Origin of the sequence: Streptomyces sp. NPDC014864 (genome assembly GCF_043081525.1) — a bacterium.
Taxonomy (GTDB): domain Bacteria; phylum Actinomycetota; class Actinomycetes; order Streptomycetales; family Streptomycetaceae; genus Streptomyces.
Genome location: NZ_JBIBWT010000003.1, coordinates 372,290 through 397,969 on the forward strand (window position 1 = coordinate 372,290; position 25,680 = coordinate 397,969).

Annotated in this window: 25 protein-coding genes and 3 pseudogenes; 15 read left to right on the forward strand and 13 right to left on the reverse strand. The window is 69.0% G+C overall.

Annotated features, from left to right (window positions below):
• Nucleotides 1-44 precede the first annotated feature (44 nt).
• Nucleotides 45-758: an SDR family NAD(P)-dependent oxidoreductase gene (locus ACF1A5_RS08210; protein WP_392192021.1), complete on the forward strand. Its 714-nt coding sequence runs from the start codon at nt 45-47 to the stop codon at nt 756-758.
• A 159-nt stretch (nt 759-917) separates the two neighbouring features.
• On the opposite strand, the gene ACF1A5_RS08215 is transcribed toward ACF1A5_RS08210, so the two are convergent.
• The gene (locus ACF1A5_RS08215; RefSeq protein ID WP_392192022.1) at nt 918-1,265 is read right to left on the reverse strand and encodes a DUF1330 domain-containing protein; all 348 of its coding nucleotides are present in this window, start codon (nt 1,263-1,265) and stop codon (nt 918-920) included.
• A 260-nt stretch (nt 1,266-1,525) separates the two neighbouring features.
• Here ACF1A5_RS08215 and ACF1A5_RS08220 point away from each other — a divergent pair, with 260 nt between their 5' ends.
• Entirely contained in the window at nt 1,526-2,119 is a 594-nt protein-coding gene (locus ACF1A5_RS08220; RefSeq protein ID WP_392192023.1) for a hypothetical protein, read from the forward strand.
• Between the two features lie 385 nt (nt 2,120-2,504).
• Nucleotides 2,505-2,897 (forward strand): VOC family protein, encoded by a 393-nt coding sequence (locus ACF1A5_RS08225; RefSeq protein ID WP_392192024.1) that lies wholly within the window; start codon nt 2,505-2,507, stop codon nt 2,895-2,897.
• Nucleotides 2,898-2,992: 95 nt separating this feature from the next.
• Here ACF1A5_RS08225 and ACF1A5_RS08230 read toward each other — a convergent pair whose 3' ends face one another.
• Nucleotides 2,993-3,145, reverse strand: a complete 153-nt coding sequence (locus tag ACF1A5_RS08230) for a hypothetical protein (protein ID WP_392192112.1) — start codon at nt 3,143-3,145, stop codon at nt 2,993-2,995.
• Between ACF1A5_RS08230 and ACF1A5_RS08235 the strand changes: the two are divergent.
• Nucleotides 3,095-3,331, forward strand: a pseudogene (locus tag ACF1A5_RS08235) (aminoglycoside phosphotransferase family protein); the annotation flags it as partial. The gene ACF1A5_RS08230 and the pseudogene ACF1A5_RS08235 sit on opposite strands and share 51 nt — an antisense overlap.
• Before the next feature lie 236 nt (nt 3,332-3,567).
• Nucleotides 3,568-4,101, forward strand: coding sequence for an SRPBCC family protein (locus ACF1A5_RS08240; RefSeq protein ID WP_392192025.1), 534 nt, complete (start codon nt 3,568-3,570; stop codon nt 4,099-4,101).
• A 332-nt stretch (nt 4,102-4,433) separates the two neighbouring features.
• Here ACF1A5_RS08240 and ACF1A5_RS08245 read toward each other — a convergent pair whose 3' ends face one another.
• Together ACF1A5_RS08245 and ACF1A5_RS08250 are read right to left on the reverse strand one after the other, a co-directional pair.
• Nucleotides 4,434-5,123, reverse strand: coding sequence for an esterase/lipase family protein (locus tag ACF1A5_RS08245; protein ID WP_392192026.1), 690 nt, complete (start codon nt 5,121-5,123; stop codon nt 4,434-4,436).
• A gap of 636 nt (nt 5,124-5,759) precedes the next feature.
• Nucleotides 5,760-7,274, reverse strand: coding sequence for a long-chain fatty acid--CoA ligase (locus ACF1A5_RS08250; RefSeq protein ID WP_392192027.1), 1,515 nt, complete (start codon nt 7,272-7,274; stop codon nt 5,760-5,762).
• Nucleotides 7,275-7,457: 183 nt separating this feature from the next.
• On the opposite strand from ACF1A5_RS08250, the gene ACF1A5_RS08255 reads away from it, so the two are divergent.
• Nucleotides 7,458-8,111 (forward strand): TetR/AcrR family transcriptional regulator, encoded by a 654-nt coding sequence (locus ACF1A5_RS08255; protein ID WP_392192028.1) that lies wholly within the window; start codon nt 7,458-7,460, stop codon nt 8,109-8,111.
• 85 nt (nt 8,112-8,196) lie between these two features.
• Nucleotides 8,197-9,702 carry a carboxylesterase/lipase family protein gene (locus tag ACF1A5_RS08260; RefSeq protein ID WP_392192029.1) on the forward strand — a complete coding sequence of 502 codons (1,506 nt, stop codon included), beginning with the start codon at nt 8,197-8,199 and terminating at the stop codon, nt 9,700-9,702.
• A 399-nt stretch (nt 9,703-10,101) separates the two neighbouring features.
• Here ACF1A5_RS08260 and ACF1A5_RS08265 read toward each other — a convergent pair whose 3' ends face one another.
• Both ACF1A5_RS08265 and ACF1A5_RS08270 read right to left on the reverse strand, forming a co-directional pair.
• Complete coding sequence (locus tag ACF1A5_RS08265) at nt 10,102-10,986, reverse strand: alkaline phosphatase family protein (protein ID WP_392192030.1); 885 nt, start codon at nt 10,984-10,986, stop codon at nt 10,102-10,104.
• A 383-nt stretch (nt 10,987-11,369) separates the two neighbouring features.
• Nucleotides 11,370-11,723 (reverse strand): hypothetical protein, encoded by a 354-nt coding sequence (locus ACF1A5_RS08270; RefSeq protein WP_392192031.1) that lies wholly within the window; start codon nt 11,721-11,723, stop codon nt 11,370-11,372.
• Nucleotides 11,724-12,335: 612 nt separating this feature from the next.
• Here ACF1A5_RS08270 and tgmA point away from each other — a divergent pair.
• The 3 genes from tgmA (at nt 12,336) to ACF1A5_RS08285 (ending at nt 14,407) form a co-directional block, all read left to right on the forward strand.
• Nucleotides 12,336-12,527, forward strand: a complete 192-nt coding sequence (gene tgmA, locus ACF1A5_RS08275) for a putative ATP-grasp-modified RiPP (protein ID WP_392192032.1) — start codon at nt 12,336-12,338, stop codon at nt 12,525-12,527.
• Between the two features lie 14 nt (nt 12,528-12,541).
• Nucleotides 12,542-13,498, forward strand: a complete 957-nt coding sequence (gene tgmB, locus ACF1A5_RS08280) for an ATP-grasp ribosomal peptide maturase (protein ID WP_392192033.1) — start codon at nt 12,542-12,544, stop codon at nt 13,496-13,498.
• Nucleotides 13,499-14,014: 516 nt separating this feature from the next.
• Nucleotides 14,015-14,407, forward strand: a complete 393-nt coding sequence (locus ACF1A5_RS08285) for a hypothetical protein (RefSeq protein WP_392192034.1) — start codon at nt 14,015-14,017, stop codon at nt 14,405-14,407.
• 114 nt (nt 14,408-14,521) lie between these two features.
• On the opposite strand, the pseudogene ACF1A5_RS08290 reads toward ACF1A5_RS08285, so the two are convergent.
• The 3 genes and pseudogenes from ACF1A5_RS08290 to ACF1A5_RS08300 form a co-directional block, all read right to left on the reverse strand.
• Nucleotides 14,522-14,620 (reverse strand): annotated as a pseudogene (locus ACF1A5_RS08290) (IS982 family transposase); the annotation flags it as partial.
• Nucleotides 14,621-14,807: 187 nt separating this feature from the next.
• Nucleotides 14,808-15,302 (reverse strand): DUF3995 domain-containing protein, encoded by a 495-nt coding sequence (locus ACF1A5_RS08295; protein WP_392192035.1) that lies wholly within the window; start codon nt 15,300-15,302, stop codon nt 14,808-14,810.
• Between the two features lie 110 nt (nt 15,303-15,412).
• A complete protein-coding gene (locus tag ACF1A5_RS08300) occupies nt 15,413-15,757 on the reverse strand; it encodes a DUF6191 domain-containing protein (RefSeq protein WP_392192036.1) in 345 nt (114 codons plus the stop codon).
• A 200-nt stretch (nt 15,758-15,957) separates the two neighbouring features.
• Between ACF1A5_RS08300 and ACF1A5_RS08305 the strand changes: the two genes are divergently transcribed.
• Together ACF1A5_RS08305 and ACF1A5_RS08310 are read left to right on the forward strand one after the other, a co-directional pair.
• The gene (locus ACF1A5_RS08305) at nt 15,958-16,704 is read left to right on the forward strand and encodes a phosphotransferase family protein (protein WP_392192037.1); all 747 of its coding nucleotides are present in this window, start codon (nt 15,958-15,960) and stop codon (nt 16,702-16,704) included.
• 280 nt (nt 16,705-16,984) lie between these two features.
• The gene (locus ACF1A5_RS08310) at nt 16,985-17,194 is read left to right on the forward strand and encodes a hypothetical protein (RefSeq protein ID WP_392192038.1); all 210 of its coding nucleotides are present in this window, start codon (nt 16,985-16,987) and stop codon (nt 17,192-17,194) included.
• 44 nt (nt 17,195-17,238) lie between these two features.
• Here the strand turns inward: ACF1A5_RS08310 and ACF1A5_RS08315 are convergent.
• Nucleotides 17,239-17,387, reverse strand: a pseudogene (locus ACF1A5_RS08315) (MazG-like family protein); the annotation flags it as partial.
• Nucleotides 17,388-17,495: 108 nt separating this feature from the next.
• On the opposite strand from ACF1A5_RS08315, the gene ACF1A5_RS08320 reads away from it, so the two are divergent.
• Nucleotides 17,496-18,359, forward strand: a complete 864-nt coding sequence (locus ACF1A5_RS08320; RefSeq protein WP_392192039.1) for an LLM class flavin-dependent oxidoreductase — start codon at nt 17,496-17,498, stop codon at nt 18,357-18,359.
• Nucleotides 18,360-18,529: 170 nt separating this feature from the next.
• Here ACF1A5_RS08320 and ACF1A5_RS08325 read toward each other — a convergent pair whose 3' ends face one another.
• Both ACF1A5_RS08325 and ACF1A5_RS08330 read right to left on the reverse strand, forming a co-directional pair.
• Nucleotides 18,530-19,033, reverse strand: a complete 504-nt coding sequence (locus ACF1A5_RS08325) for a hypothetical protein (protein WP_392192040.1) — start codon at nt 19,031-19,033, stop codon at nt 18,530-18,532.
• Complete coding sequence (locus tag ACF1A5_RS08330) at nt 19,030-20,757, reverse strand: sialidase family protein (protein WP_392192041.1); 1,728 nt, start codon at nt 20,755-20,757, stop codon at nt 19,030-19,032. Before ACF1A5_RS08330 ends, ACF1A5_RS08325 begins: the two co-directional genes overlap by 4 nt.
• A 441-nt stretch (nt 20,758-21,198) precedes the next feature.
• Here ACF1A5_RS08330 and ACF1A5_RS08335 point away from each other — a divergent pair, with 441 nt between their 5' ends.
• Both ACF1A5_RS08335 and ACF1A5_RS08340 read left to right on the forward strand, forming a co-directional pair.
• Nucleotides 21,199-22,026, forward strand: a complete 828-nt coding sequence (locus ACF1A5_RS08335) for an SAM-dependent methyltransferase (RefSeq protein WP_392192042.1) — start codon at nt 21,199-21,201, stop codon at nt 22,024-22,026.
• Between the two features lie 53 nt (nt 22,027-22,079).
• A complete protein-coding gene (locus tag ACF1A5_RS08340) occupies nt 22,080-22,493 on the forward strand; it encodes a VOC family protein (RefSeq protein ID WP_392192043.1) in 414 nt (137 codons plus the stop codon).
• 200 nt (nt 22,494-22,693) lie between these two features.
• On the opposite strand, the gene ACF1A5_RS08345 is transcribed toward ACF1A5_RS08340, so the two are convergent.
• Nucleotides 22,694-25,348 carry a WD40/YVTN/BNR-like repeat-containing protein gene (locus tag ACF1A5_RS08345; RefSeq protein WP_392192044.1) on the reverse strand — a complete coding sequence of 885 codons (2,655 nt, stop codon included), beginning with the start codon at nt 25,346-25,348 and terminating at the stop codon, nt 22,694-22,696.
• Nucleotides 25,349-25,680 lie beyond the last annotated feature (332 nt).

Below are 25,680 nucleotides of genomic sequence, written 5' to 3' on the forward strand. Positions count from 1 at the left end.
CGGGACGCCTGGCCGGCCGGGCGGGCGGGACGGATCGTGAAGGCATGACCACCACACTCATCACCGGAGCGAACAAGGGTCTCGGCCACGAGACCGCCCGCCGCCTGCTCGCCGCGGGCCACACCGTCTGCATCGGCAGCAGGGACGCGGACCGGGGCCGCCGCGCGGCCGAACAACTGGGCAGCATGGCGCGGGCCGTGCAGCTCGACGTCACCGACGACGCGTCCGTCGCGGCCGCGGTAAAGGCGATGGAGGCCGACGGCGGCCTCGATGTACTGATCAACAACGCCGGCATCGAAGCGCGCGGCCCGCACAACGAGGTGACCGGGGCGGCGGACGTCACCGCCGCCATGATGCGGGAGGTCTTCGAGACCAACGTGTTCGGCACGGTACGCGTCACCCACGCCTTCCTGCCGCTGCTGCGGCGATCCGCGTCGCCGGTCGTGGTCAACGTCAGCAGCGGACTGGCGTCGCTCGCGCACATGGCCGACCCGGACCACCCGGCCGCCGCCTACCCAGGAGTCGCCTACCCGGCCTCGAAGACCGCGGTCAACATGATCACCCTGCAGTACGCGAAGGCGTTCCCCGCCATGCGCGTCAACGCCGTGGAACCCGGCTTCACCAAGACGGACCTGAACGGCAACACCGGGATCCAGACGGTCGAGGAGGGCGCCGAGATCATCGTCCGCATGGCCCAACTGGGCCCGGACGGCCCCACCGGAGGGTACTTCGACGCGGCGGGACCGTTGCCCTGGTGAGCGTCACAACCGTCGGTGCCCAGCCACTGTGACTCGGCACTTGACGTGGCGTCACCGCAACGCGACGGCCGGCCTCCTGAAGGCACGCGGTTCGTGCCGGAGCGAGGCGCTGTCCAGGACGTTTCCGGCGCCCTGATCACACCAGCCACACCGTGACCACTATTGGGCAGGCAGCGCTGCCCGCATCGTCTTGGCGGTGGCGACCGGGTCGTAGTCGTCGGGCACGCCCGGGACCAGGATGATGTCGCCTTCGATGTGCCGTGAGCGCAGCGGTGCGATCGCCTGGTAGGCGGGGGACTCCCACCAGGCCCGTGCCTCGGCGATCCCGGGGAAGGAGATCACCACGACGTGCCCGGGCCAGCTGCCTTCCTTGACCTCATGCTGCGTGGCGTGCACGAGGAAATGGCCGCCGTACGGCTCGAAGGTGGCGGTGATGCGCTCGATGTACTCCGCGATCTCCGGGTGCGGAGCGGCCTCCTGCAGATGCGCGATGGCGTAGGCGGGCATGGTGTCCTCTCGGCCGACGGGGCTGCGTACGCCTGCGATCGTGGCAGGCGGCCGTGCCGCGGTCGATGACCTGAGAAGTAAGCGCCCCTCCGGAACCGTGTTGCCTGGCGTGGCCGTTTCGACTCCTGACCCGGTGGCACAGCGCGCGCATACGCCCATCGACTGCAAAACAAGGGAAGATACGGGCTATCAGCCCCAGGACCCGGAGCACCTGATCCTACGATGTCCGTAATATGCCGCCGCATCGGATATGGACCTTCATGGATGAGGAGAACCGCCCCCCGGACCGAGCCTCCGCGAGTGGGGGCGGGCCGGACGGCGGACGCTGGGAAGCAACGGCTGCCGTCGTCGCGGGCGGCGGAGCGCTGACGATCTGGGAGCCGGCTTTCACGCTCGGCGCCTACCACGTCGTCTTCTACTACCAGGTGCTCACCCTCTGGGCGGTGTCGACCGGTGTGCTGATCAGCGCCCTGCTGCTCCGTGAACGCCTGCCGCGGCATGGATGGGTGTACCTGGCCTGTCTGGCGATGCCCAGCGGCTGGCTGGCCCTCGCCGCCATCGTGCCCCGCGACGGCGGCCTGTCGCGAGAGGTGCTGTTTCTGGCCGGCGGCATCCTCAGCATCATCGGCGCACCGCTGCTGACCTGGTTACTCCTCCAGATCCTGCTGTTCGGGGGATCCGAGCTCTCCGCGCGTCAGCAGAGAAGAGTCGTCGGTGCGATCGTGGCTGTCGGAGTACTCGCCTTCACGCTCGGCAGGCTCAACCACGTTTTCCTGACCTGCGGGGATTTCGACATCAGCGGAAACAGCGTCCCCCGTGGATGCAGGCCGGGAAGCGCCTCCCCGTTCGGCTGAGACCGTGGTCCGCCTTCAGCCGGCTGACGGGCTCGGGCCATCCGCTTGCTCTCCCCGCCCCCCGGGCGCGATGTTCGCGGCGTAGTCCAGGGCGACGGCCTTCGCTGATCGTCGTCTCGCACGGGGCCGTGGGTGCGGGCAGCAGTATGGGGTGGCTGGCCTTCACGCCGGACCCGTTCTGGCACAGTGCGACGAAGCAGGAAGCCGCGGAAGCCCGCCCGGTGCCCGTGCCGCGTAGCGGCACAGCAGCGAGCGAGCGGGCCAGAATCTCCCCTGCACCAGGGCGAGCAAGTCATGAGTTCCATGACCTGAACACAGCCCCGCTGCGGCAGATCACCGAGCGACGGCCCGTGCCCGACACGTCCGGACCGGAGGAGAGTGGCCCATGAAGATCCATCTGACCAGCGTTTTCGTCGACGACCAAGCCAAGGCCGAGCAGTTCTACACCGAGATCCTCGGCTTCATGAAGAAGCACGACGTTCCGCTGGGTGAGGAGGCTCGGTGGCTGACCGTCGTCTCACCCGACGAGCCCGACGGCACGGAGCTTCTCCTGGAACCCGCCGGCCACCCGGCCGTCAAGCCGTACCGTGACGCGCTCGTGCGGGACGGCATCCCGCTCGCCCAGTTCGCCGTCGAGGACGTGAAGGCGGAGTACGAGCGCCTGCGCGCCCTCGGCGTCCGTTTCACCCAGGAGCCCGTGGAGATGGGCCCCGTCACCACCGCGGTGCTCGAGGACACGTGCGGCAACCTGATCCAGATCGCGACCAAGCCGCGGTAAGCCGTTGCCCGCGTGCGCGGCCCGGCCGCCGCGGCGACCGGGCCAGCGCCCTGCTCGCCAATCTGCGATTCAGCCGCACGGCGCGCGCCTGACGGTCACGCCGACATGGCCTGCTCGCCGCCCTCGCCGCCTCCTGCGTCCTTCGCGCAGGCGGCGGCGAGGTCGTCGAGGGACAGGTGCAGCGCATGGGCCAAGGGGGGCCCGTCGAATTCGACCTCGCCCATGCCCCCGAAGAGGTCAGCGGGCACTGTCCGGGTGTCAATCAGGACTTGCTGCGCGAGTGCCGGATCCTCGTGCTGGCGATGATCACAGCGTGGCGCTGGGATCGAGGCGACCAACTCCCCAACGGGCGCCGGCTGGGCCCAGAGTGGCTCGGCCGGATCCGAGCAGCACTCGATCGCAACGGCTTCGATACCCGTGCCGGATCCGCCTGATCTGCCTGATCGCGGACCTTCGAGGTAGTGGCGGGCCGGTTGTTGATGTCGGGATCCACCGCGATCTCAGCCTTGCCGGTGGTGGGTGAGATCCAGTCGCACATGTCGACAGCTCGAAGGCCGATTCGGACTGTCGCATTACGGACCGAGAGCTTGCACGGCAAGGTAAGGCCTGGTTGCGGAAGGGGAGCAAAGCTGTGGATGATCACACAGCAGTCCGACACCGAGGGGGCGACATGCGATTTGCCGAGGGTCCCAGCGTGCACTGTGATGTGCACATAGAGGCAGACCCGCCGCGGGTCTGGGAGCTGGTGACCGACATTCGCCTGCCCGCCCGGCTCAGCCCGGAGTTGCAACGCGTGGCGTGGCTCGACGGCGCGGACCGTCCCCTGCCGGGTGCGCGTTTCGAGGGCTTCAACCATCACCAGCAGCTCGGCGAGTGGCGCACCGTCTCCCATGTGGTCGAGCTCGACGAGCAACGGGTCTTCGCCTGGGCAGTGACGGACGCGGACGGCCGGTACGGCGAACCGACGCTGGACCCGGCGAAGTCCCTGGCGTCCTGGCGCTACGAACTTCAGGCCGAAGGCGGGGGTACCCGGTTGCGGCAGTCGGCCCTCGTCGGGCCGGGCCGCAGCGGGGTCACTCTGGCCATCGAGCGCTGGCCGGACCGGGAGGAGGAGATCATCGCCTTGCGGATGAAGGAACTGCGCGCGGGGATCGAGGCCACCCTTCGCGGCATCAAGGCGCTTGCGGAGAGCGGCCGCGCATGACCTGCCGCGGGAGCGCCCCAGCCGGTGGATACCCCCGTCGTCCTTCAGGCCGCCGCCACGTCAGCCTCTCCCACTCTTAGCCCCTGGTGCACGGGAGGCGCTGCCACATTGGTCGAGACGTTTCGGGGTCCCGGACTGCGCCGCTGGACCAGCCATGTCGTGGACAACATGCCGATGGGGCACGATGGGCACAGGCCCAGCAGCGCACGTGCACTGCGGCGTCTTGGAGCGGGCGGTGCCTGGCGGAGTGCCCGCATTCGTGAAGTCGGCCCGGCAGGGACCTGCGGTGAGCGGCTGTGGGGTCCGGGGTCCCTGCCAGGCGGTCGGCCAGGTCAGCTGTTGATCATGTCGCGGGTTTGTGCGTACACCGTTGCGTCGGTGAGCAGGCCGGTGTGGCTGAGGCAGGCGGTCTTGGTGTTGGACGCCCCGGACAGAGACACGGAACTGTCCGGGTTGATCACCGTGTCGCACGGCGACCACCAGGTCGCGTAACGGGGCGTGCCAGGGGTTTCGTCGTTCGCGTTGAGGGCGTTCAGGAAATCGGATCCGATGCGCATTTCGGTGCAGGAGGTGTCGAAGCAGGTGTTCGCGCTGTCGGTCCCGTGGTTCGGGCCGCCCAGCGACACCCAGGCGTCGACCTTGGACGTCCCGCCGAGGTTCTTCAGGTAGTAGCGCGAGGAGAGCCCGCCCATGGAGTGGCTGACGATGTCCACCTTGGAGGCACCGGTGGCGGTGAGGAGCTTGTCGACCTCTGAGGCGAGTTGCTGGGCCGTGGTGGCGTTCGACTGGTGCCAGTCATACGTCCATTGGTCCAGGTAGGAGGACGGCCAGCCGTCGGTCTGGAAGTGGCCGGCCATGGTGTTCCAGTTGCTGCCGTCACCGGTGTAGCCGTGCACGAACAGGATGGGATTGCTGGAAGAGCCGAAGGTGGAGGCGCTTGACGCCTCCGCGGGGATCGCAGCCTGCACGGCGAGGAGGGCACCGGCCGCGGCGACGGCCGAGATCACGACGGATCTCTTCATGGGGAGTCTCCCAGGGTGGGGTTTGGAAGGTACTTGGGGTGCGTCAGACGGGGAGGGAAAGGACCGCGCCGGGGTGTTCCCCGGTTCAGTTCACGGCAGGGATGTCTGCAGGCGGGTGGGGGCGTGTCGCAGGCACGACTCGCCCCTTCATGCGGAGGGCACCGGTGTCGTTCGAGGGGTGGCGCGATCGTACTGACCGGTAGGTATGGATCGTCAAGATCCGTGCGGCGAGTATTTGTTCGTCGCGTTCCATGGCATCTGCCCGGCACTTGCCGCTGGGGGTGATGTCCGGCGCCGGTCTGTCACCGGCCCAGCCGAAAGAGCCGAGTGCGCCCTCGGAGAGTCGTCACCGTCCGCGACCGTGCTTCATCCGCCGCCCTGCGCGAAGGGACAGGAACGGGAGCGGCGGATGCGGGTGGTTCGGGACGGAGGCCCGCCGGTAGTCCCCGGGAGGCGCCCCCGGAGAACCGATGTGCGGCGCGAGGGCCAGGCCGTCCGGCACCGTTGCCGATCGGGCCGGGGGCTGGTCGCGTGGCCCCCCCCGGGCACTGGCAACCGGGAGCGGCGGTTACCGGAGTGAGTCGGCCGCCGACCGTTTCGACCAATGCGAACCGGAGCTGCCTACACGATGCGCCGTCAAGCTCTGTTGGCTGCGGGCGACTTGATCTCCCGCTTGAGGATCTTTCCCGTGGGCCCCTTGGGCAGCGCCTCGACGATCCACACCTGACGGGGGTACTTGTACGCGGCGACCTGCGTCCTGACGAATTCCTTCAGTCCGTCCGGGGCCGCCTCGGCGCCGGGCTTGAGCGCGACGACGGCGACGACCTCCTCGCCGTGGGTCGGATGCGGCACTCCGATCACCGCCGCCTCGGCGACGGCGGGGTGCTCGTACAGCACCTCTTCGATCTCGCGCGGGTAGACGTTGAAGCCACCGCGGATGATCATCTCCTTCTTGCGGTCCACGATCCGGAAGTGGCCGTCGGGATCCTTCACCCCAATGTCGCCGGTGCGCAGCCAGCCGTCGACGACGGCCTCGGCGGTGGCGTCGGGGCGGCGCCAGTAGCCCTTCATGACGTTGTGGCCGCGGACCGCGACCTCTCCCGGCTCGCCGTCCGGCAGGTCGGTGCCGTCCTTGTCGATGACGCGCATCTCGACGCCGTCGATCGGCGTGCCGATGGTGCCGGGCCGGCGCGGGCGGCCGGGATGGTTGAAGCAGGCCACCGGGGACGTCTCGGACAGCCCATAGCCTTCCAGGATCACGCAGCCGAAGGCCTTCTCGAAGCCGCGCAGCACCTCCACCGGGAGGGCGGCCCCACCGGAGACGCATATCCGGAGTGAGCCGACGTCGTGGCTCTCGCGTTCGGGAGCCGCCAGCAGCATGGCGTACATGGTGGGCACGCCCACGAAGACGGTGACCCTGTCCCGTTCGATGATCTCGAGTGCCCTGCCCGGGGTGAAACGGGGCAGCAGAGTCAGACAGGCCCCGGCTGCCACCGCGCAGTTCAGACCCACCAGTTGGCCGAAGGTGTGGAACAACGGGAGCCCGCCGAAGACCACGTCCTGCTCGGTCGATTCCAGCAGGGTGCGTCGGGTGGTGTCGGTGTTGGCCCGCAGGTTGGCGTGGGTGAGTTCGGCACCCTTGGGGCGGCCGGTGGTGCCCGAGGTATAGAGGATGACGGCCGTGTCCGAGGGCTCGCGAGACACCACGCCCGGGAGCGGCTCACCGTCCACCAGCAGCCGGCCCATACCGTCGGCGGGGACCTCGATGCACGGCGTGCCCGCGGCGAGCGCGCCCTTGGCCGGCTCCTGGGCGAGGGCGGCGTCGGCCAGCAGCAGTGAGGCTTCGCTGTCGGCGAGGTAGTACTCCACCTCGCGCGCCTTGAGCAGCGGGTTCATCGGCACCACGACCGCGCCGGCCCGCAGGATGCCGTAGTAGAGCACGGCGAAAGCGGGCGTGTTGGGCAGCATCAGCCCGACCCGGTCTCCCGCCCGCACGCCTGCTCCGTGGAGCAGACGAGCCGCGCGTGCGCTCATCTCCTCCAGTTCGGCGTAGTCGAGCACCGCGTCGTCGAGGCGGACCGCCGGACGCCTCGGGAAGCGGGCGGCAGAGTCTGCCAGGAGTGTTGCCAGGTTGGCGTTGGGGCTGCTCACGCACGTCTCCTTCGACGCTGCCCGGGCGAGAGCGGCAGGGGGACCGACCACCCGAAAGAATTCCAACCAATCGATTGGTTGCTTTCGTGCTGTTCCGCAGTACGATCGGCCCTCAGCGCCACGGTGTCAACCAATCGATTGGTTGCCATCGCGTCGCCGGTGTCATGGCGCGAGGAGGAATCTGTGGACGTGCCGGTCTGGGAGCCGCGGCGGGTGGCCGTCGTGGACATCGCCCTGCCCCAGGGGGTCACCCCCGCCGGCACGCGCGGGCGGATCCTGCACGAGGCACTCGGCCTGTACGCGGAGTCGGGGTTCCACGGCACGTCGATCCGCAAGATCGCCGACAAGGTCGGCATCAACTCCGCCACGCTGTACGCCCACTACCCCTCCAAGGGGCACGTGCTCGCGGAACTGGTGCGCATCGGCCACGAGGAGTGGCACACCCGCCTGTCCGAAGCCGTCGCCTCCGTGCCCGCCGCACAAGGAACGGCCGCCCAGCTCACCGCGCTGGTCCGAGCCCACGTGCTCGTGCACACCGACTTCCCGCTTCTGGCAGTCGTGACGAACTCCGAACTGCACGCACTCTCAGCAGAGTTGGCTGCACCGTCGCTGGAGCTGCGCCGTATCTGCCGGGGGTTGCTTCTCAACATCCTCGAACGCGGTATCAAAGAGGGTGACTTCCACGTCCCCGATCTTCCGCTCGCCGCGACTGCGATCGGAAGCATGGGCATGCAGGTCGCCCACTGGTTCGGACCCGACCAGCCCTACCCCCGCGAGCAGGTGGCCGACTCCTACGCGCAGTTCGCGTTGCGCCTCGCGGGCGCGACCGCCCCCTGACCCCCGCACTGCCCGGGACACGCCCGTAACGACGAGTCGCCCAACCCGCCCGCCGACCTTGCCCCGCCGACAAAGGAGCACACCCTTGGACCCCGTCGTCCACACCAGTCAGGGATCGGTTCGCGGCCGGCGAGAGGAAGGCGGCATCGCCTCCTTCAAAGGCATCCCCCATGCCGCGCCCCCCGTCGGACCTCTGCGCTTCCGGCCGCCGCAACCCGCCACGCCGTGGAACGGCATACGTGACGCCGGCGGCTACGGCCCCACCGCGCCCAAGGCCCCCTACGCCGCACCGTTCGACCAGCTCATCCCGGAAGTGGACAAGCCCGGCGACGACTACCTGAACCTGAACATCTGGACCCCGGACACCACCGGATCCCGGCCGGTCATGGTCTTCATCCACGGCGGAGCCTTCGCCAACGGCTCCGGCTCGGTCCCCGGCTACGACGGCACCCGCTTCGCACGCGACGGTGTCGTCCTGGTCACCCTCAACTACCGGCTCGGCGCGGACGGCTTCCTCTACCTGGGCGACGGCATCTCCAACCTCGGCCTGCTGGACCAGATCTCCGCCCTGGAGTGGGTCCGCGACAACATCGCCGCCTTCGGTGGCGACCCCGGCACGGTCACCGTCTTCGGCGAGTCCGCGGGCGCGATGAGTATCGGCGCGCTCCTGGCCGCCCCGCGCGCCACCGGCCTCTTTCGCCGCGCCATCCTGCAGAGCGGCGCGGCGCACCACACCCTGGCCCCCGCCACCGCACAGCTCATCGGCAAGCGGCTGGCCGAGGTGCTCGACGTCCCGCCCACCCGAGCGGCCATCGCCGAGGCGCCTGCACAGGCCCTGCTCCAGGCCCAGCAGCAGCTGCGCGCCGCCATCTCCGCCGAGCCCGACCCGGCCCGCTGGGGTGAGGCCGCCCTCAACCTGATGCCCTTCGAACCCGTGGTCGACGGGGACATCATCCCCACCCCGCCCATCGACGCGATCACCGCCGGGGCGGGAGCCGACGTGGACGTGCTCGTCGGCACCAACACCGACGAGTTCCGGCTCTTCCTCGTCCCCCCCGGCGCACTTGACCTGATCCCGGAACAGGCACTGCACGCTTCCGCGGCGGCCTACGGCCTCGAACCGGACAGCCACGCCCTCCTCTCCGTCTACCGCGCTGAGCACCCCGACGCCGGTCCCGGCGACCTCCTGGCCGCGATCGCCACCGACTGGTTCTACCGCATCCCTGCCATCCGCCTCGCCGAGGCCCACGCCCGCCACGCGGCAGGGGCGACGCATCTCTACGAGTTCGCCTGGCAGCCGCCCACCTACAACGGCCGGCTCGGCGCCTGCCACGCCATCGAGCTCCCCTTCGTCTTCGACAACCTCCACAACCTCCACGACCAGGGCTTCACCGGCCTCATCGGCACCGAGCCCCCGCAGCAGCTGGCCGACACCATGCACGCCGCCTGGACCGCCTTCGCTACCACCGGCGACCCCGGCTGGCCCGGGTACGAACCCCACCACCGCACGACCATGCATTTCGACACCACGTCCCAGGTCGTCCACGACCCGCACAGCGAACGGCGCGAACTCTGGCAGGGCCGTCGCTGAACGCCGTCGCCGATCACCAACCTGCGACCGAGCTCCTCCGCTCCGTGATCGCAACAAAGTGGCGCTGCATCAACTGATCAGCCCGGTTGCGGTCGAAGTGCTCATCAGTGGGGCGAGGAGGCTCGAAATCCAGGGCCTCTCGTCTCACACGTCACAGCAGCGCTGTCGGTCCTCCTCACGAGGCACCCGCTCTCCTGTCCAGGCAGCCACATGGTTCGCCCCACGCCCCGGCCCCCACCTCGGCCGAGCGGCCGGGCTCGGACGCCGGGGGGCGGTCGCGCTCGGGCTGCACCCGTGCACGGCACAAGCCCCCGGCCGGATGGCACCGGTCGGGGGCTTGTGCCGCTCCGGTGCCTGTTCTCACCGGTGTGGGCGGTGCGCCATGGAGCATGCTCAGGATCAGTTCCAGATGCCGGTGATGTCGGAGGCACTGGCCGCGGCCCCTGCGTGGGTGGTCAGCCCGGCCATGTCCTCGAGAGTGCGCAGCGTGTCGTAATGGTTGTAGTGCGTCGAGGTGGAGCTGCCCGGCGCGACGTGTGCGCCGTAGAACACGGTGGCGACGTGGTTGCTGTGCGAGCTGTCGTCCTCGTCGAAGGTGACGGCCAGGATGCTGTTGTGCGACCGAGCCCAGGTGGCGTAGGCGCCGAGGTTGTTCTTCAGCCAGTCGTCACCGGTCTTGATGGAGCAGTCGTGCATGTCGTTGCACAGGTTCGGGATGACGAAGGAGACCTTGGGCAGGGTCGTGTAGTCCGTCGGGAACTGCGAGAAGGTGTGCGCCGTGTTCAGGGGGACGTTGTTGAAGGCGAACCAGGGGTTGTGCTTGCGGGCGTACTTGGTGGCGGAGTTGGTGCACACGGTGGAGCCCTCGGAGGGAAGACCTTCGTTGTAGCTGCTCCAGGTCCGACCGGCGGCGATGAGCTCCGAGCCGAGGTTCGCGGCGCCGCTGAACTGCGGGGTGTAGCAGTTGTCGGTGGTGATGCCCTGGTTGCCGCCGGAGTACAGATCCAGGTAGTTCGGCTGGCTCGGGTGAGTGATGGCGTAGGAGTTGGTGAGGTTGCCGCCCCCGGACTTCAGCGTGTTGTTGAGATAGGGGGCGCTCGCACTGCCGATGATCTGTTCGTAGGCGTGGTTCTCGAACACCACGACGATCACGTGGTCGGGGGTGGGGAGAGCAGCGGCCTGGGCAGCCGGGGCAGCGGCCCACGTGCCGATGAGGGAGGTGGGGAGGAAGGCGGCGAGGGTGAGCGCCCGGCGCGAGCGCTTGATGCGGGAGAGCATGGACATGGTGGACCTCCTGTGTGAGCGGTGAGCGGGGAGGTTGTCCACTGATCAGGCCCTGTCTGATCAGGCGGTAGCAGCGTAGAGGCGCGCTCCGGGTGGCCCCAGGTGTCTGCGGGTGAAGGCCCATCAAACTGTGCGTGCGTAAGGTGAGTTGCTTCTCCCCTCGAGTTCACCTGCCGGAGCATTGCATCCGCAGAGTCGGTTCAGACCCTGCTTCACAGTGAGGGCGGTGACGATCGTTACGGGCAGGCCGCCCAGCCCTGTGGTGATGAGGTCGGCCATGGCACAGGAGAGACGGACTTGCCGTGGCGGGTGTGATCACGTCGTCGGCGCCGTACTGGATAACCCCGTTAGTCGACGTCCGGCCGCTCTACTCATGGCCCGCCTCACAAAGGCAGCCAATTGGGCCACCCCGCGGGCGTGCCGCCCGGTTCGCACTTGCTGTCCGGGTGGCCGGGCGACACGTACCACATTGCGAGCTGCGGCCAGAGCAGCAGCGCACTGGCAAGCATCGTCAACACCAGCGGCCACAAGAGGCGTCCGCGACCCGTCAACTTGCGCATCACAGCCCACAGCACGGTGGACACGGTCGCCACGCCGGTCGACGCGACCACCCATGCAACGAGCTGGTAGGAGCCGTTGGTGCCGATGTCGCAGTTCGCCCAGGTGCTGATCAACACGAACGAGGCCACGTACCCGGACCCCAGAAAGATCACCCAACCGATCAGCCAGGCGGCCACGCTGTACTCGACTTTCCTTCCCACGGAGGAGCGCCGCTCCGTTGTCTTCACGCATTTGCCTTCCGCCGGGAATGGTGCGCCATAGGGGCGGCCGACCATCACTCGCCCGTGCATGCGGCGAGTGATGCTACAAGGGCGCCGGCCACAGGGAGATGATCTCGGCGTGACTCGTGTGATCACGGCCTCGGAGCCCTCTCGGACAGCCCCGTTCAGCGCGAGCGGGTACGTCGCGGACGGAAACCGTCCGGGGCCATGAGCGGCGGCTGCGTGCTCTGCGGCCAGTGGGGGCGCGCTGTGTTCCGGGTGCGGGCTGATCACCGCCGGTCACGAGGCCGCCTGTCTGCGGCTTCGGTCGTTCGCGAAGTACGGGAGCCTGCCGATCCGGGGTTGATGACCAAGTCACGGCACAGTCACTTTACGTAACGGTGTGACAGATCTGATGTCCCGTCCGATGTGTGAGTTGTGGGGAAGGTGAGAACAGTGATGCAGGTGATGCGAATCATGCGGCGGATATGTGACGACCTGTCCCTGCTGCAACAGAACAGCAGGCGTTCCTTACGTAGGGACGCACAAGTACCACGTACAGCCCAACTGCACCCGTGGAGGTTCCGAGTGCGACCGTTCACCCTTAAGTACGCCTTGCCGAAAGCGTTTCCGGCCGTGGTCACGCCGTATCGTTTCGACGAGTCACGTCAGTTGAACGTGCTTCCCGATGGCCGTCCGGCCGTCAGTGACCCGGACCTGCTGCTGGCTGTCGGCACGACCACGTCCACCGCCGGCTCCCAGACGCACTTCGACGATTGACGCTCCGTAATCGAATGACCGTACTGATCCTCACGTCCGAGGAGGACGTGACCGCCGACATGGTGGTGGCCGAGCTGCACCGGATGGGAACGCCCGTCGTGCGGCTGGATCCTGCCGACCTTCCCGACAAGGCAGTGCTGTCCGCTCACTACGCCCACGGCGACTTCGACGGGCACCTGTCTGTGAACGGACATGTGCTCAGCATGAGAGGCCTGCGCTCCGTATGGGTGCGCAGGCCCGGCGAACCGGCGGCGCACGCGAGGCACCCCTCGCCGTGGCTGACCGCCGAGGCCCGTCAGGCGCTGTTCGGAATGCTCTTCTCCGCCGTCACGCGGTGGATGAACCATCCGCGCAACGCCGACCGGGCCCGCCTGAAGCCCTGGCAGTTGAAGATGGCTCACCTCAGTGGCTTCGCGGTACCGCCGACCGTCTTCACCACGGCGCCACGCCTGGCACGGCAGTTCGCGGAGGAGCACCAGGACGTGGTGGTGAAGTCCGCCTCCGGGCCGCCTCCCGGTGAGCCCGGCGTGGCCCTGCCCACCACCCTGATAGGCCCCGACGCGGACTTCTCGGCCGTCGCGGCCGGCCCCGCGTTGCTGCAGCGGTACATACCCAAGCGCGCCGACATCCGTCTGACCTGTGTCGGCAATCGGCTGTTCGCCGCGCGGAAGACGGCCGAGCCGGGCCAGATCGACGGGCGCTACGGCGACACCGCGCACACCTGGGAGGCGATTCCGGTACCCGAACGCATCGGCCGGTCGGTGCACGAGTACCTTGCCCGTGCCGGACTGGCTTACGCCGCCTTCGACTTCGCCGTGGACGAGGAGGGCGCCTGGTGGTTCCTGGAGTGCAATCAGGGTGGCCAGTTCGGCTTCGTCGAGCTGGAGACCGGACAGCCGGTGTCGGAGGCGGTCGCCCTCTGGCTGTCGCAGCGCACAGCGGCCGGCCGTAGACCAGAGATCCACCTGTGAGGCGACCACGGCGTGGGGGTCGCCCCGACTCCAGGCAGTGCAGCGTCCGGTCCCCCCGGTACTGCTCAGGACGAGGCGGCCCCTGCCGGGCAAGAGGCCGTGAGCGAGGGTTTGCTCACCCACGTCCGCCCTCGCTCACATGCAATTGATCTTGCTCCCCGGCTTCCCGCACGACTGCAAGCGGCTTGGAGGACCGTCCCCGGACGCCGAAGAGGCAGCCGAAGGCTGCACAGGACCGGCCGTCATAGACATGCTCCAGAGCAATCGCCGGATGCCGGGCGGAAGAACAGCAGGGACGACCCAGGACAGGACTCGTCCTGCTCGTACCAGCATTTTTCCACTTCCGCCCGGCGTGCCCCCTGCCGGAGCAGGCCCGTCGAGACCGGCCATCCCGGGCCGTGCCACCGACCGGGCCGGGACCGGACAAGGCCATCGGATGTGGGTTGATCGATAAGGTGATGATTCCCCTTGCCGCATCGTGAATACTGGCCGGACTGCCGTCACGCTGGGGGGAACATGACCGTCACCAAGTATTTGCGCCCCGTCCTCTCCGCCGTGCTCCTGACCTCTGTAACCGCCTGCGCGGCGTCGTCCGTCCGGGACGTTTCGGCGAGCACCACGACCAGCCCGGAGGCCGCGGAGACGCGTCGTTCGGCAGCCCGTGAGCCGGTCGCCGCCGTCATGCCCGATGTCATCGGCGGCAACGCCGGGCGCGTGTACGAGCAGATGAGCTCCGACGTCGACCTGATCTTCAAGGACGCGAGCGGACAGGGTCGTCCGGTGCACGACCCGGACGCGTGGAAGATCTGCGACTCACAGCCGGGCCCGAACCAGCAGATCATCGATTTCCCGGTGGTCTTCGAGGTGGTGAGAGTGTCGGAGAGCTGCAAGGACGACATCTCCAAATGATGCGTCCGCGAACTCCACCGACCACCAGGTCGAGCCGACCCTTGAGGGTGTCGTTCACCGACTCGATCAACTGCCCACCCGTGGCCTGAAGTACTTCGGGCTCGTCCAGCTTCGGTCCGCCAGCGCCCACAGGATCGGCATGCCGACCGGGGTGCACACCAGGTATAGGCGCGGACCCAAGAACCGGGAATGGGAGGCGCAGTACCCGTATGTGGAGGCTGAGCAGAGCCTGGGCGACTGCGAGGGGTAGTCAGTTCCGAGTCGGTCGACTGCGGTGGCCTGCCCATCCATCGGCCTGTCCGGCTCGTCGTCGATCTTCACGTACAGTGCGGTCAGCAGGGTGTGCAGGTCGTTCGTCACACAATGATCTTGAACAGTCCGCCCGTGATCCCGACGCCATTCAGGCGGTTCTGCCACTCGAACCGTCCGCTCTTCCGAACTCCCGAGCGGACAGGCCGAAGACGAGACCGCCGACGAGAAACCAGGGATTCCACAACACCAGCGTCCACAGCCGCTGCGCCGGACTTACGTTTGCCTCCTGACCGGCTGTGCCGGCCAGCAACAACATCTCAACCGCGATGCCGCGCACCAGCAGTACAGCGCAAACAGACCAGCCCAGACCCTTGACCACCCCTCCGGCCCGGCCACGGGGCCGCGGCCGGCCGAGAAGCCATCCCAGCACACCGCCGACAAGGCACAGGACCCCCACACCCCACAAGCCCACCGCCACGAACCACGCCGGGCGTTCCTCGGCCAGGGGCCCCGCCGAGACACTCAGACCCCAGTTGCCGCCCAGCGCCCAGTAGAAATGAAGCGTGGCGAAAGCGACCGCCCAGGTGCACGCGATGCGCCCCCACACCCCCGCCGGTGTCCTGCCCTGCCGATCTTCATGCATAGGGAGGAGCATGCCACTGCCGTGGCACGCCACCGCGAGAATGATACGGATGAAGGGAACGCCGTCTCGGCCTCGCAGTTGCGGGCCAGAGGAGGTCGCCAGGGGGCTTCTCAGGGTTGCTGCGCACCCCCGCGCGGCTGGCGAACGGCCTCGCGGTCGGGCGGGATGACGATGCGGGCCGTGCCACCGGCCAGGTCGATACGCGTGTGCGGCGGGGCGCCGTCGCCCTGGTCGTCGCGGCGGTTCGCCTCACGTTGCTGCTGCTCGGTCTCGATCGATTTGTTGCCGTTGAATACCAGGTCGAATTCGTTGAACGCGGATCCTGTCAAGGGGCGGTGCTCAGGACCGCGGCCGCGGTGGAGGACGCTGCGCCGCTTGAATCGTCGCATCATCAACTCGCCCGCGCCGCAGACGAACAAGAGAAAGGCCAGCGCCGGAAGCGCGGCGCCCCACATAGCCGGCATGCGGGAGAAACGCGGCGCCTGTTCCGGAAGTTCCCGTGCTCCAGTTCGAGCCCCCAGCGCACCCGCCATTCAGCTGGCCGTCGCAGGCGATCGAACACAAGGTCGCCGGGTAGCGGGAGGTGATCAGCCCGCCTGATCGCACGCAACCAACCCGGCGACGTCGGCTGTCACCCCCGGGATACTGGTCGCCCATGAATGAAGTCAAAGTCGTCGTCGCCCATTCCGAGCGCGCGACCCTGCGCGTCGGCGACGTGTTCCTGAAGGTGGACGCCGATCAGGCGCGCATCGACGTCGAGGTCGAGGCGATGTCCCTCGCGCCGGTCCCGACCCCGGAGGTCCTGTGGCGCAAGCCGCCCGTGCTCGCGGTCGCCGCGCTCCCGGGGACGACGCTCGGGCGCCTCGGCGGACCGTCGACCGGATCACCGGCGGCGTGGGCCGCGGCGGGCGCCGCCATCCGGAAGCTACATGACGCCCCGCTGCCGCCCCGACCTGGCCGGGCCGGCCGGAACATCGTCGCGCTGGCGGCGGAACTCGACGACGAGTGCGAGTTGCTCGTGACGAACGACGTCCTGCCCGCCGACCTCGTCATCCGCAACCGCCAGGTCGCCGAGGCCGCGCTCCGTCCGTGGACTCCGGCGTTCACGCACGGCGACCTGCAGATCGCGCACGTCTTCGTCGACGACGACGAGGTCACCGGCATCATCGACTGGTCCGAGGCGGGCCAGGGTGATGCCCTGTACGACCTCGCCACCTTCACGCTCGGACACGAGGAGCACCTCGACGACGTCGTCGCCGGCTATGACACCGATGTCGACCTCGACGTGATCCACGCGTGGTGGTCGTTGCGTAGCCTGCTGATAGTTCGCTGGCTGATCGAGCACGGCTTCGACCCCTTCGCGCCTGGCTGTGAGGTCGACGTGCTGAGATCCCGGATGTGAGACTCTCGACAAAGTGCGGTGCGCAGTCGTCGCCAGCAGATGATGGCGCGGCCGAGGGTGACGAACGCGTGATGAATGTCGTCGCGGATCTCCCAGCGGATGCGCGGGCGGCGGGAACCAGTGCAGCAGCGCGAATGCTCCTTCCACGACCCAGCGGTACACGCCCAGGCCGAGCTGTGCCCCATCCCGGAACCGGGCACCGGCAACGCTCACTCCGGCCGATCACGAAATCCACGCCGCGGCGGAGGTCACGGCCGCGCTTCAGGACGGCGCCTTCCAGGTGCTGGACCTGCCGCCCGTCGATCAGGCGGCGACCATCGTCCACCGCGGCGCGATGGACGCCGTGCTTCCCAGGGCTCAGGCCCTGGCTCGCTGGATCGACGTCAATGGATACCAGTCCGCCGGATACCCGAGGGAGATCAACCTGGAGTGCCCGGACGACCGTGACGAGGGGGTGACCGAACTGCAGGCCCCGATGGCCAAACCCTGATGCTCCAGGACATCTGCCCGGACGGGGCTATCGCGGTCTGAGCGTCACGGTCGGGCAGCCGGCATCCGGATCGGTGCGACCATGCCGGTGACGATGACGTCGCAGATCTCCGCCTTACGTCCGCCCAGGTATGCGAGTTGCCCTTCCGCGGGTTCTGGCCCATGACGCCGATCACGGCCTCGGCGCCTGTCCCGTCGGACCGGCGTAGGGCCGCGCCCGTCGGCTGCCTGCTGCGTGCCATAAAGCCGCCGGGGTTCGAATCCGATTGCCCGCTTCACGGCAGGCAGCGCATCCTGCCGGGATGCGCTTCTCCATCAACATCCCCAACTTCGGCGACTTCGCCGACCCCCGTAACGTCGCGACCGTAGCGGCTGCCGCCGAACAGGCAGGCTGGGACGGGCTCTTCCTCTGGGACCACGTCCTGCACCGACAGCACCAGGGGCGGCCGTTCGGGGACCCCTGGATGCTACTGACCGCCGCCGCGCTGGCGACCTCCCGGATCCGACTGGGCACCCTCCTGACGCCGGTCCCTCGTTACCGCCCCCAGCAACTCGCCCGGCAAGTGGCCACCTTGGACCACCTCAGCGGGGGCCGGGTGATCTTCGCCGCGGGCCTGGGCGGGCCGGTCGAGGACGAATACCGCAGCTTCGGCGACACGGCCGCGCCGCGCATCCTCGCCGAGCGGCTGGACGAGGGACTGGAGTTGCTGGGGCGATTCTGGTCCGGCGAGCCGGTGGACCATCACGGCCGGCACTACGAGGTCCGAGACGTGACGCTGGTGCCCGCGACCGTGCAGCGGCCCGGTCCGCCGGTGTGGATCGGTGGGTTCTGGCCGCGTCGTGCGCCCATGCGGCGGGCGGCGGGGTGGGACGGCGCGGTGCCGCTGTTCGAGACGGCCCGGCACGGCCATGTGCCGGACGTGGCGGAGGTCCGGGACCTGGTCGGGTACGTACGCAAGCAGCGTGCGGGCGGGGCCGAAGGGGCCTTCGAGTTCGTGCTGGGCGGTGCCACGCCCCTGAACAGGGCCGAGGCCAAGGACGTGATCGGTCCGCTGCACGACGCCGGTGCCACCTGGTGGGACGAGCGGCAGATCCAGACCGGCCCCGACCTGGATCGTCTGGCCCCGGTGCTCCGTCGCATCGAGGCGGGGCCGCCGGTGATCTGATCAGTCGTACGGACCAGCCTCCGGCGGCCCGCCGGCCGCCGCCCCGTGACGACCCGGCCGCGGGACGGCTGCGGACAACCCCGCCGGGGCCGCAGGCGGCGGTCCCGGCCGGGGGGAGTCCCGGCCGGGGGGAGTCCCGGCCGGGAAGGGCGGGCCTTGTCCGGCCACCTTCACGAGGCGGCAGCCGTCAGGTACGTCAAGTACACCCCCTCCTCGCAGTCGGGCATCTTCCGCAGGGTCCAGCGGCCCTCGACGGTCGCGGAGGCGAAGTTCGACTCGGCGTCGTCCTCCTCCACCTCGCCGTCCTTCGGGGCGTATCCGGCCTTGGGGAGCCGCCTTTGCAGGAACGCCAGAGTGGCGTCGAAGCCGCCGCGTACGACGGTGGCGACGACGAGCCGGTCGCCGGTGCGGTGCTCCACCGAGGTCACGACCGCCCCGTGAGGCACCGGCAGGTTCGCCGGGAAGTCCTGGGGGAGCGGCAGGGAGGCGGCGGTGGGGCATGTCCCGGGTGCGGTGTGGGCCGACTGCCCGGCCGGCGGATGTGTTGCGCGCGGGGCGGTGAGCGGTGAGCCGCCCACGGGCTCGGCGTGCCGCGGCGTCGGCGAGCATCCGGTGGCGGCGGCCACGCTGAGGACAGCGCCGACCAGTACGGTCGCCGGGGGCGAAGGCTTCACTTACCGGACCCCTTGGTCCTGAGGCCCGTGCGCGTGCCGCCGACCCCGGCGTCGTACGCGCCGTACAGCGTGTTGCCGGAGGACTGGCGGGCGATGGAGGCCAGCGCGTCGTAGTTCTGCGCGCCGCCGGTGGCGCAGGTGCCGGTGCAGCCGTCGGCGTAGGCGGCGAGCACGCGGCCCTGGGCGTCGACGGTGACGTCGTTGAAGTCCAGGAGATTGCGGTCCTTGCCGCAGGTCGTGCCGCCCGTACAGATCGATCCCTTCTGCACCGGGTCGGTGGGGGTGGCATCCACGGTGACCCAGGACTGGCCGCCGTCGTAGGTCGTGGCCACGTACAGGTGCCAGACACCGTCGAAGGTGGCGGAATCCTGGTAGTTGCCGCCTGTGGTGGTGCCCAGGAAGGCGAAGGCGGCGCGATTGTCGTCGCCCGCGGTCACGGCCGGGAAGACGATGTTCTTCAGGCCGAGGGCCGCGCCGACGTTCTGGTCGTACAGCCAGGTCTTGCCCTTGTCGTGGCTGACCGCGACACGTGCGGTGCCGTCGCTGTTCTGGTAGCCCATGTAGACGGTCCCGCCGGCCCCGATTCCCACGCTCGGGTCGGAGTCACCGGGGGTGCTGGAAGGGTTGTCGCGAACGGTCCACGTCAACCCGTTGTCCTCGGAGACGGCCATGGCCTGATGCCCGCCGCAGCCCTTGTTGGGCACGTACACCGTGCCGTCGGGAGCGACCTTCACGTGCCCGTGCAGGCCGCCGCAGTCCAGCAGCGAGTACATCGAGACGGCGGGCCCGTACGTCAGGCCCCCGTCCCGGCTGACCGCGCAGGAGGCGTCGGCGATGTCCTGCGAGCAGTAGTAGACGGCGTTCGGGTACGAGGTGATCGGGCCCGGTCCGCCTGGGGCGAAGGGGCCGCCCCCGATGGTCTGGTGGTCCACACCGGAGTTGATGCCCGAGCCGCCCGTCGGCGTCCACGTCTCGCCGTCGTCGTCGGTGTAGCAGGTCAGGGCGCTCTTGCCGGCGAGCTGCGACTCGAAGGTGCGGTGGGTGGCCGGGTCGGTGAACAGGATCGGGTCGAGACTGGTCGTGCTGCCCTGGGGACAGCCGTTGGCCGCGCGGGCGCTCTTGTCCTGCCAGGTGGCGGTGCCTGCGCTGTCGTAGGTGACCTTGAGCGTCGAGGTGTACGCCTGGAACATCGCGGCGCCACTGGCGCGGTCGACACCGATCGAGGGTTCACCGGCGTTGTGTGCGTCCGCGATGGAATCGGGAGCCGAGGAGTTCCCGTACGTCGGCGGTACGGCCGTACTCGGCGGAGGGTCGGCCGGGTTGGCGACGAGGCTCGCGGTGCCGGTGAAGCTGTCGCCGAGCGGTGCGAACGGCACCACGCGGACGGTGTAGGAAGCCGTCACCGCCGGAAGCAGCACGGTCTCGGGGTCGCTGGAGGAAGCCGAGGCGGCCACCTCCCGGCCGCCCGCGTCGAGGACGTACACGTCGAAGTCGGCAGCGGAATTGGGCCACTTGACGTCGAGGCGCAGACTGTGGCCGGCGTCGTAGCCCGCCGGCACCGACACGTCGAGGGCGTAGTCGTCGCACGCTTGCGGAGTCGAGCAGTTCACGGTCCCGGCGGTGCCGGTGGTGTTCGGGACGGTGAAGGGACCCGCGCTCCATGTGGTCGTGGGCGCGGTGTCGCTGACCGATCCGGAGGACGGAGTGGCGGCGTCGGCCGACACACTCGGCAGGCTGCCGACGACGAGCGTCAGCAACCCGACGACGACACGTCCCCGCGACCGCGGGTGGCGGCGGAGACGGAGTGCGAAGTGGAGAGCCACAGATACCTCGTGGGTTCGCGAGTCGGACGAAGGGCGGTGGTGCGTGGCGGAACGGGTGGTGCCTTCATCTGCTCTACGGGGAGGCCGGCCCCATCCGTCGCGACAAACGGAAGCTTCTTTCCAGCCGGGCTGGACGGCGCACACGGGACAGGACTTCCCGAGACCGCCACCGGTGCGCCCTCGGGGACAGCACCAGGAAGACCCAGCCCATCGGCGGCCGGTTCGGCGTCCACCCTCTTGTGCCGCGGCCAGGCGCTGAAGGGGCCCGGGATCTGACGAAGCCTGCGAATGAGTCCGCCGAAGGCCCCGAAGCGGTGGTCAGCGGGGACGTCACAGGGAAGGATGGTCGTCATGACGGATGAAGGCGTCTCCATCGACCCCACCAAGCCCAGCATCGCCCGCGTCTACGACTACCTGCTCGGCGGCAAGGACAACTACGCCGTCGACCGGGAGATCGGCGACGTGTTCAAACGTGACCTTCCCGGTTCGGTGGCCATCGCCTTCGCCAACCGCGCGGCCCTGACTCGGGCGGTCAGGGAGATCGTGACGACGACTGACGTACGGCAGTTCATCGATCTGGGAAGTGGTCTTCCCACCTCCGACAACGTCCATCAGGTCGCGCAACGGCACGCTCCGGAGTCCCGGGTCGTGTACGTCGACATCGACCCCCAGGTACTGGTCCACGGCCGTGCCCTGCTGGAGGAGAACGAGCGGACCCGGGTCGTCCCGGCCGACGTACGCAACCCCGAAGACGTGCGTAATCACCCCGCCACCCTGGAACTGATCGACTTCGACCGCCCCGTCGCCGTCATCTTCAGCGCCATCCTGCACCACGTGAACGACGAGGAAGACCCAGCCGGAATCGTCCGCCACTGGCGCGACCGCGTGCCCTCCGGGAGCTACTTCTTCGTCAGCCACTTCCGTTCGGGCCACAACCCGGAGACGACGGAGGCCGAGGCAGTGCTCCAGCAGACTTTCGGCCGCGGCCGGTGGCGAACCGACAAGGAGATCGAATCCCTGCTGGACGGCCTGGAGATCCTCGACCCCGGGGTCGTCCCCGCGTCCCTGTGGCGTCCTGACGCAGTCGACAGCCCGTTCAACAGAAACGGCGAACGCGAGCTCACCGTCTGGGAGCGTCTCATCGCTGCCGGGCTGGCCCGGAAAGCCTAGATCCGAGTGGCGGCTGCCGGGGTTGCAGCGGAAACGTATGGCCAGGTGTGCACGTGAACGGGCCCACACACGGAACGCTGCACCACGTCGAGCTGTGGGTGCCCGACCTCCACCGGGCGTTCGCTTCCCTCGGCTGGCTGCTTGAGACGTTGGGTTACGCCGTCCACCAGAGCTGGGACGGCGGCCGCAGTTGGCGGCTCGGGCCGACCTACCTGGTCATCGAGCAGTCCCCGGCCCTCACCGCTGAACGGCACGACCGCTGCCGGCCGGGTCTGAACCACCTGGCCTTCCACGTCGAAGACTCCACCATGGTGGAGACGCTGGCCGTCGAGGCTGCTGAGCACGGCTGGCAGCTGATGTTCCCCGAGCGGCATCCCTACGCCGGCGGCAGCCAGCACTACGCCGCCTACCTGGAGAACGATGACGGCTTCGAGGTCGAACTCGTCGCGATCAAACCGCCCGGATGAAACGGCGTGCGACGCTTCTGCATGACGTCTCACAGGGCAGTGTCCGCTGGGCGGGCCCTCGTGCCTGAACGAAGCGGTCTTCGGGGAGGCACGGGGCACACGGGCGTCGGTGAGGGGCTCACGGCCGCGGCCCCCGGACCTTGATCGGTGCGGGGGCCGCAGCTGTCTCACGTCATGTGAGGGCGGGTGTGGGTGGGGTGTTACGGGGTGGGTGTTTTCCAGATGCCTCGGCCGTGCGTGGCGACGTACACCTGGCTGCCGTCCGGGCTGGGGGAGAGGTAGACCGCCGGGGAGGTGGGCAGGTTGGTGCCCAGGCGCGCCCAGTGGCCTTCCGAGGTGCTGGTGAACACGCCCAGGTCGGTGGCGACCACGAGGGTGCCGCCCTTGGTGACGAGCGCCGAGTTCGCCGGGGCGTCCGGGAAGGAGTCCGCGGCTGCCCGGTCGCCGCTGACGTCGGTCCAGGTCTTTCCGCCGTCCGTGGTCTTCCAGACGTGGCCGTAGCCGGCGCCGGGCCCCTCGTTCCAGTGCCGTGAGAAGCCGTTGATCACCGCGTAGACCGTTGCGCCGGAGGCGTCGGACGGGTCGACGGTCAGGCTGGAGATGTAGCGGTTGGGGAAGGCGGCGGGAAGGTTCACCTGGTGCCAGGTGCCGCCGTAGTTGGTGGCGACGCCGCGCCCGAAGGTCTCGTTGACCGCTCCGCAGGGTCCGCACCAGGCCGCCCAGGTCACGTGGTTGCGGCTGGTGACCGCCGAGGCGGAGTGGCCGGCACCCAGGTCGTACAGCTTGGTCCAGTCGGCTCCGGAAGTGCTCTTCCAGGTCTTGGTGTTGCCCCACACGTACTGGCCGCCCGCGACCCACAGGCCGTTCTGGTCGGTCTCGTCCGCGCTGAACGGGGCGATGAAGCGTGCGCCGGGATCGCCGGGCGCGATGTCGGTGATCACGTCCTCGGAGCCGTCGTCGCTCGCGGTGTAGCCGCAGTTGTTCGTGATCTGCAGCGCCAGGTCCACGTACTCGCCGACCGTCTGGCAGCCGTTGGCCGGGTTGACCAGCTGGTCGCCGCCGTCACCGCCGAACGGGGAGACCATCTCGTCGTTCGGGTTGAGCTGGTGTCCCTGGTAGGTGGCGCCCGTGGGGGCGAGCAGCGAGACGCCGTTGTCCTGCAGACCGCCCCAGACGGCCTCGCCGCTGCCGTCGGTCATCCGGCCCGCGCGCACCGAGTAGTACTGGAGGTTGCGCAGCGTGCCCGATTCGTTGAGGTTGCGCCAGCCGGTGGTGGTTTGCGTGGTGGGGCGGGCGTAGGCGCCGCCGTCGTTGCCGACGAACAACTCCGGCGTGCTGCCCTTCCACTGCGAGAAGGCGAGGGCGTGCTGGTCGGAGTGCATGACGTCGCCGTCGCAGGAGTTCGCGTCCGGGTCGTAGGAGAAGCAGGGCATCCCGAAGTCCCAGTAGCGGCCGATCGCCTTCCAGGTGGCGCCGCCGTCCCGGGACTCGAACATCTCCTCAAGTCCCAGGTACACGTGGTCCGGGTTGCTCGGATCGACCGCGATGACCTGGTCGTACCAGGCCTGGGAGCCGGGCTGGTAGCCGGTGCCGATCTCGTTGACCTTCATCGCCGATCCGCTGGTCGACAGCGACGAGGAGGTCGCGATCTGCTTGAACGAGCCGTCGGCGTTGCCGCTCTGGCTGACGTACACGCCGGCGAGGACCGAGTACACCCCGGCCCCCGAGGACTTGGTGAGGAGCTTGGGAGACTCCATCGAGACGTACAGCTTGCTGCCGTCGGCCGCGTAGGCGAAGGCGGCGTTGCCGATCTCGGCGGGGTTGATCGCACCGGTGGGGTTCGCGCGCTTCCAGGTGGTGCCCGCGTCGTCGGAGTAGTAGAAGCCGTTGTAGTCGGCACCGCTGCGCCAGGCCACGTTGGCCAGCAGCTTGGTGCCGTCGCTCCCGGGCTGTACGGCGATGTCGTTGGCGATGTCCGCGTAGTGGCTGTCCACCCCGCAGCCCACGCCGCTGACGCCGACGCCCGCACACGGGGCGAGCACCTTGGTCCAGGCGGTGGACTGACCGGCCGACAGCGGGCGCCGGAAGACGCCGTGCGAGGAGGCCGCGAAGACGTACCCGGCTCCCTTGTCGAAGGTCACGGTGTGGATGGAGGCCGAGTCCAGCTCCGCACCGCCCACCTTGTCGCTCTGACTGAAGGTGCCGGTGACCGGGGTGGCGAGGCGGTAGACGCCGCTGCCCAGATAGTTGTCGGATGCCGTGGTCGCCTCGCCGGTGGCCAGCCACAGCGAGCCGTCGGGGGCGACCGAGAGGGCGCCCACGGACAGGGCGGGCAGCCGGTCGGCGATCGGCGTCCACGTTCTGCCGTTGTCACTGGAGCGGAACACACCGCCGCCGGCGGCGCCCGCGTAGACCACGCCCTGGTGCGTCGGGTCGGTGGCGAGGGCGGCGATACGGCCCGCCGAATGACCCGCACCGCCACCGGAGTTGGAAGCGGACCGGTCGCGGTAGTGCAGCGCGTCCTCGTTGTACGGCGAGGTGGTGACTTCGTTCCAACTGCCCGTCTTCACGGGCATGTTCTGGATATGGGCCCAGGCGTCCGCGTAAGCGCCCGGTGCGATCCGGCCGCTGGGGGAGAGCCTTGGTTCATTGAACGTGTCAAGGGACTCCATCAGCTCCTGGGACTCCTCGCCCGCCACCCCGTGGCGGCTGGATCCCGTGTCGCTGACCGTCCCGTACGCGGACAGGGATCCCGTCCCCGCTATCAGGAGTGCGGCGGCCGCGGCGGCGAGTGCCGCCCGCCCGCTGGTCGCCGCTCTGCGGCGCGGTCTGCGCTGTGCGGAATACACACGCATGCACTGTCTCCGGCTTCTTCGGCACAGGTCGCGGCCGCCCCTACGGCCGCACTGGATCTCCCACTGCCGAGCGCCGGAACCGTACTCCTGTACCACCCCTCAACCCCAGGGGTTTACAAATCCTTTAAAGCCTGACGAACGTAACAATTGTGAATAAGAGCCTCGTTCGCCGCTCCGTCTCTCGAAGCGACGGCATGCCTCATTACTGGAAGCGCAGCCGGCCGGTGTTTTGTCACTCTGCGCCTGTGCGACCGAAGGCGGCGGCCGACATGGTGTCGGCCGCCGCCTGGGGGAGGGGATTCAGGTTCAGATGCGTGGAGAGTGGCGTGGCG

Bases quoted from the DNA above. Each gene is read 5' to 3' on its own strand.
- ACF1A5_RS08210 (WP_392192021.1), top strand. From the start codon at position 45: ATGACCACCACACTCATCACCGGAGCGAACAAGGGTCTCGGCCACGAG.
- ACF1A5_RS08215 (WP_392192022.1), bottom strand. From the start codon at position 1,265: ATGCCCGCCTACGCCATCGCGCATCTGCAGGAGGCCGCTCCGCACCCG.
- ACF1A5_RS08220 (WP_392192023.1), top strand. From the start codon at position 1,526: ATGGATGAGGAGAACCGCCCCCCGGACCGAGCCTCCGCGAGTGGGGGC.
- ACF1A5_RS08225 (WP_392192024.1), top strand. From the start codon at position 2,505: ATGAAGATCCATCTGACCAGCGTTTTCGTCGACGACCAAGCCAAGGCC.
- ACF1A5_RS08240 (WP_392192025.1), top strand. From the start codon at position 3,568: ATGCGATTTGCCGAGGGTCCCAGCGTGCACTGTGATGTGCACATAGAG.
- ACF1A5_RS08245 (WP_392192026.1), bottom strand. From the start codon at position 5,123: ATGAAGAGATCCGTCGTGATCTCGGCCGTCGCCGCGGCCGGTGCCCTC.
- ACF1A5_RS08265 (WP_392192030.1), bottom strand. From the start codon at position 10,986: ATGTCCATGCTCTCCCGCATCAAGCGCTCGCGCCGGGCGCTCACCCTC.
- tgmB (WP_392192033.1), top strand. From the start codon at position 12,542: ATGACCGTACTGATCCTCACGTCCGAGGAGGACGTGACCGCCGACATG.
- ACF1A5_RS08285 (WP_392192034.1), top strand. From the start codon at position 14,015: ATGACCGTCACCAAGTATTTGCGCCCCGTCCTCTCCGCCGTGCTCCTG.
- ACF1A5_RS08295 (WP_392192035.1), bottom strand. From the start codon at position 15,302: ATGCATGAAGATCGGCAGGGCAGGACACCGGCGGGGGTGTGGGGGCGC.
- ACF1A5_RS08300 (WP_392192036.1), bottom strand. From the start codon at position 15,757: ATGTGGGGCGCCGCGCTTCCGGCGCTGGCCTTTCTCTTGTTCGTCTGC.
- ACF1A5_RS08305 (WP_392192037.1), top strand. From the start codon at position 15,958: ATGAATGAAGTCAAAGTCGTCGTCGCCCATTCCGAGCGCGCGACCCTG.
- ACF1A5_RS08320 (WP_392192039.1), top strand. From the start codon at position 17,496: ATGCGCTTCTCCATCAACATCCCCAACTTCGGCGACTTCGCCGACCCC.
- ACF1A5_RS08335 (WP_392192042.1), top strand. From the start codon at position 21,199: ATGGTCGTCATGACGGATGAAGGCGTCTCCATCGACCCCACCAAGCCC.
- ACF1A5_RS08345 (WP_392192044.1), bottom strand. From the start codon at position 25,348: ATGCGTGTGTATTCCGCACAGCGCAGACCGCGCCGCAGAGCGGCGACC.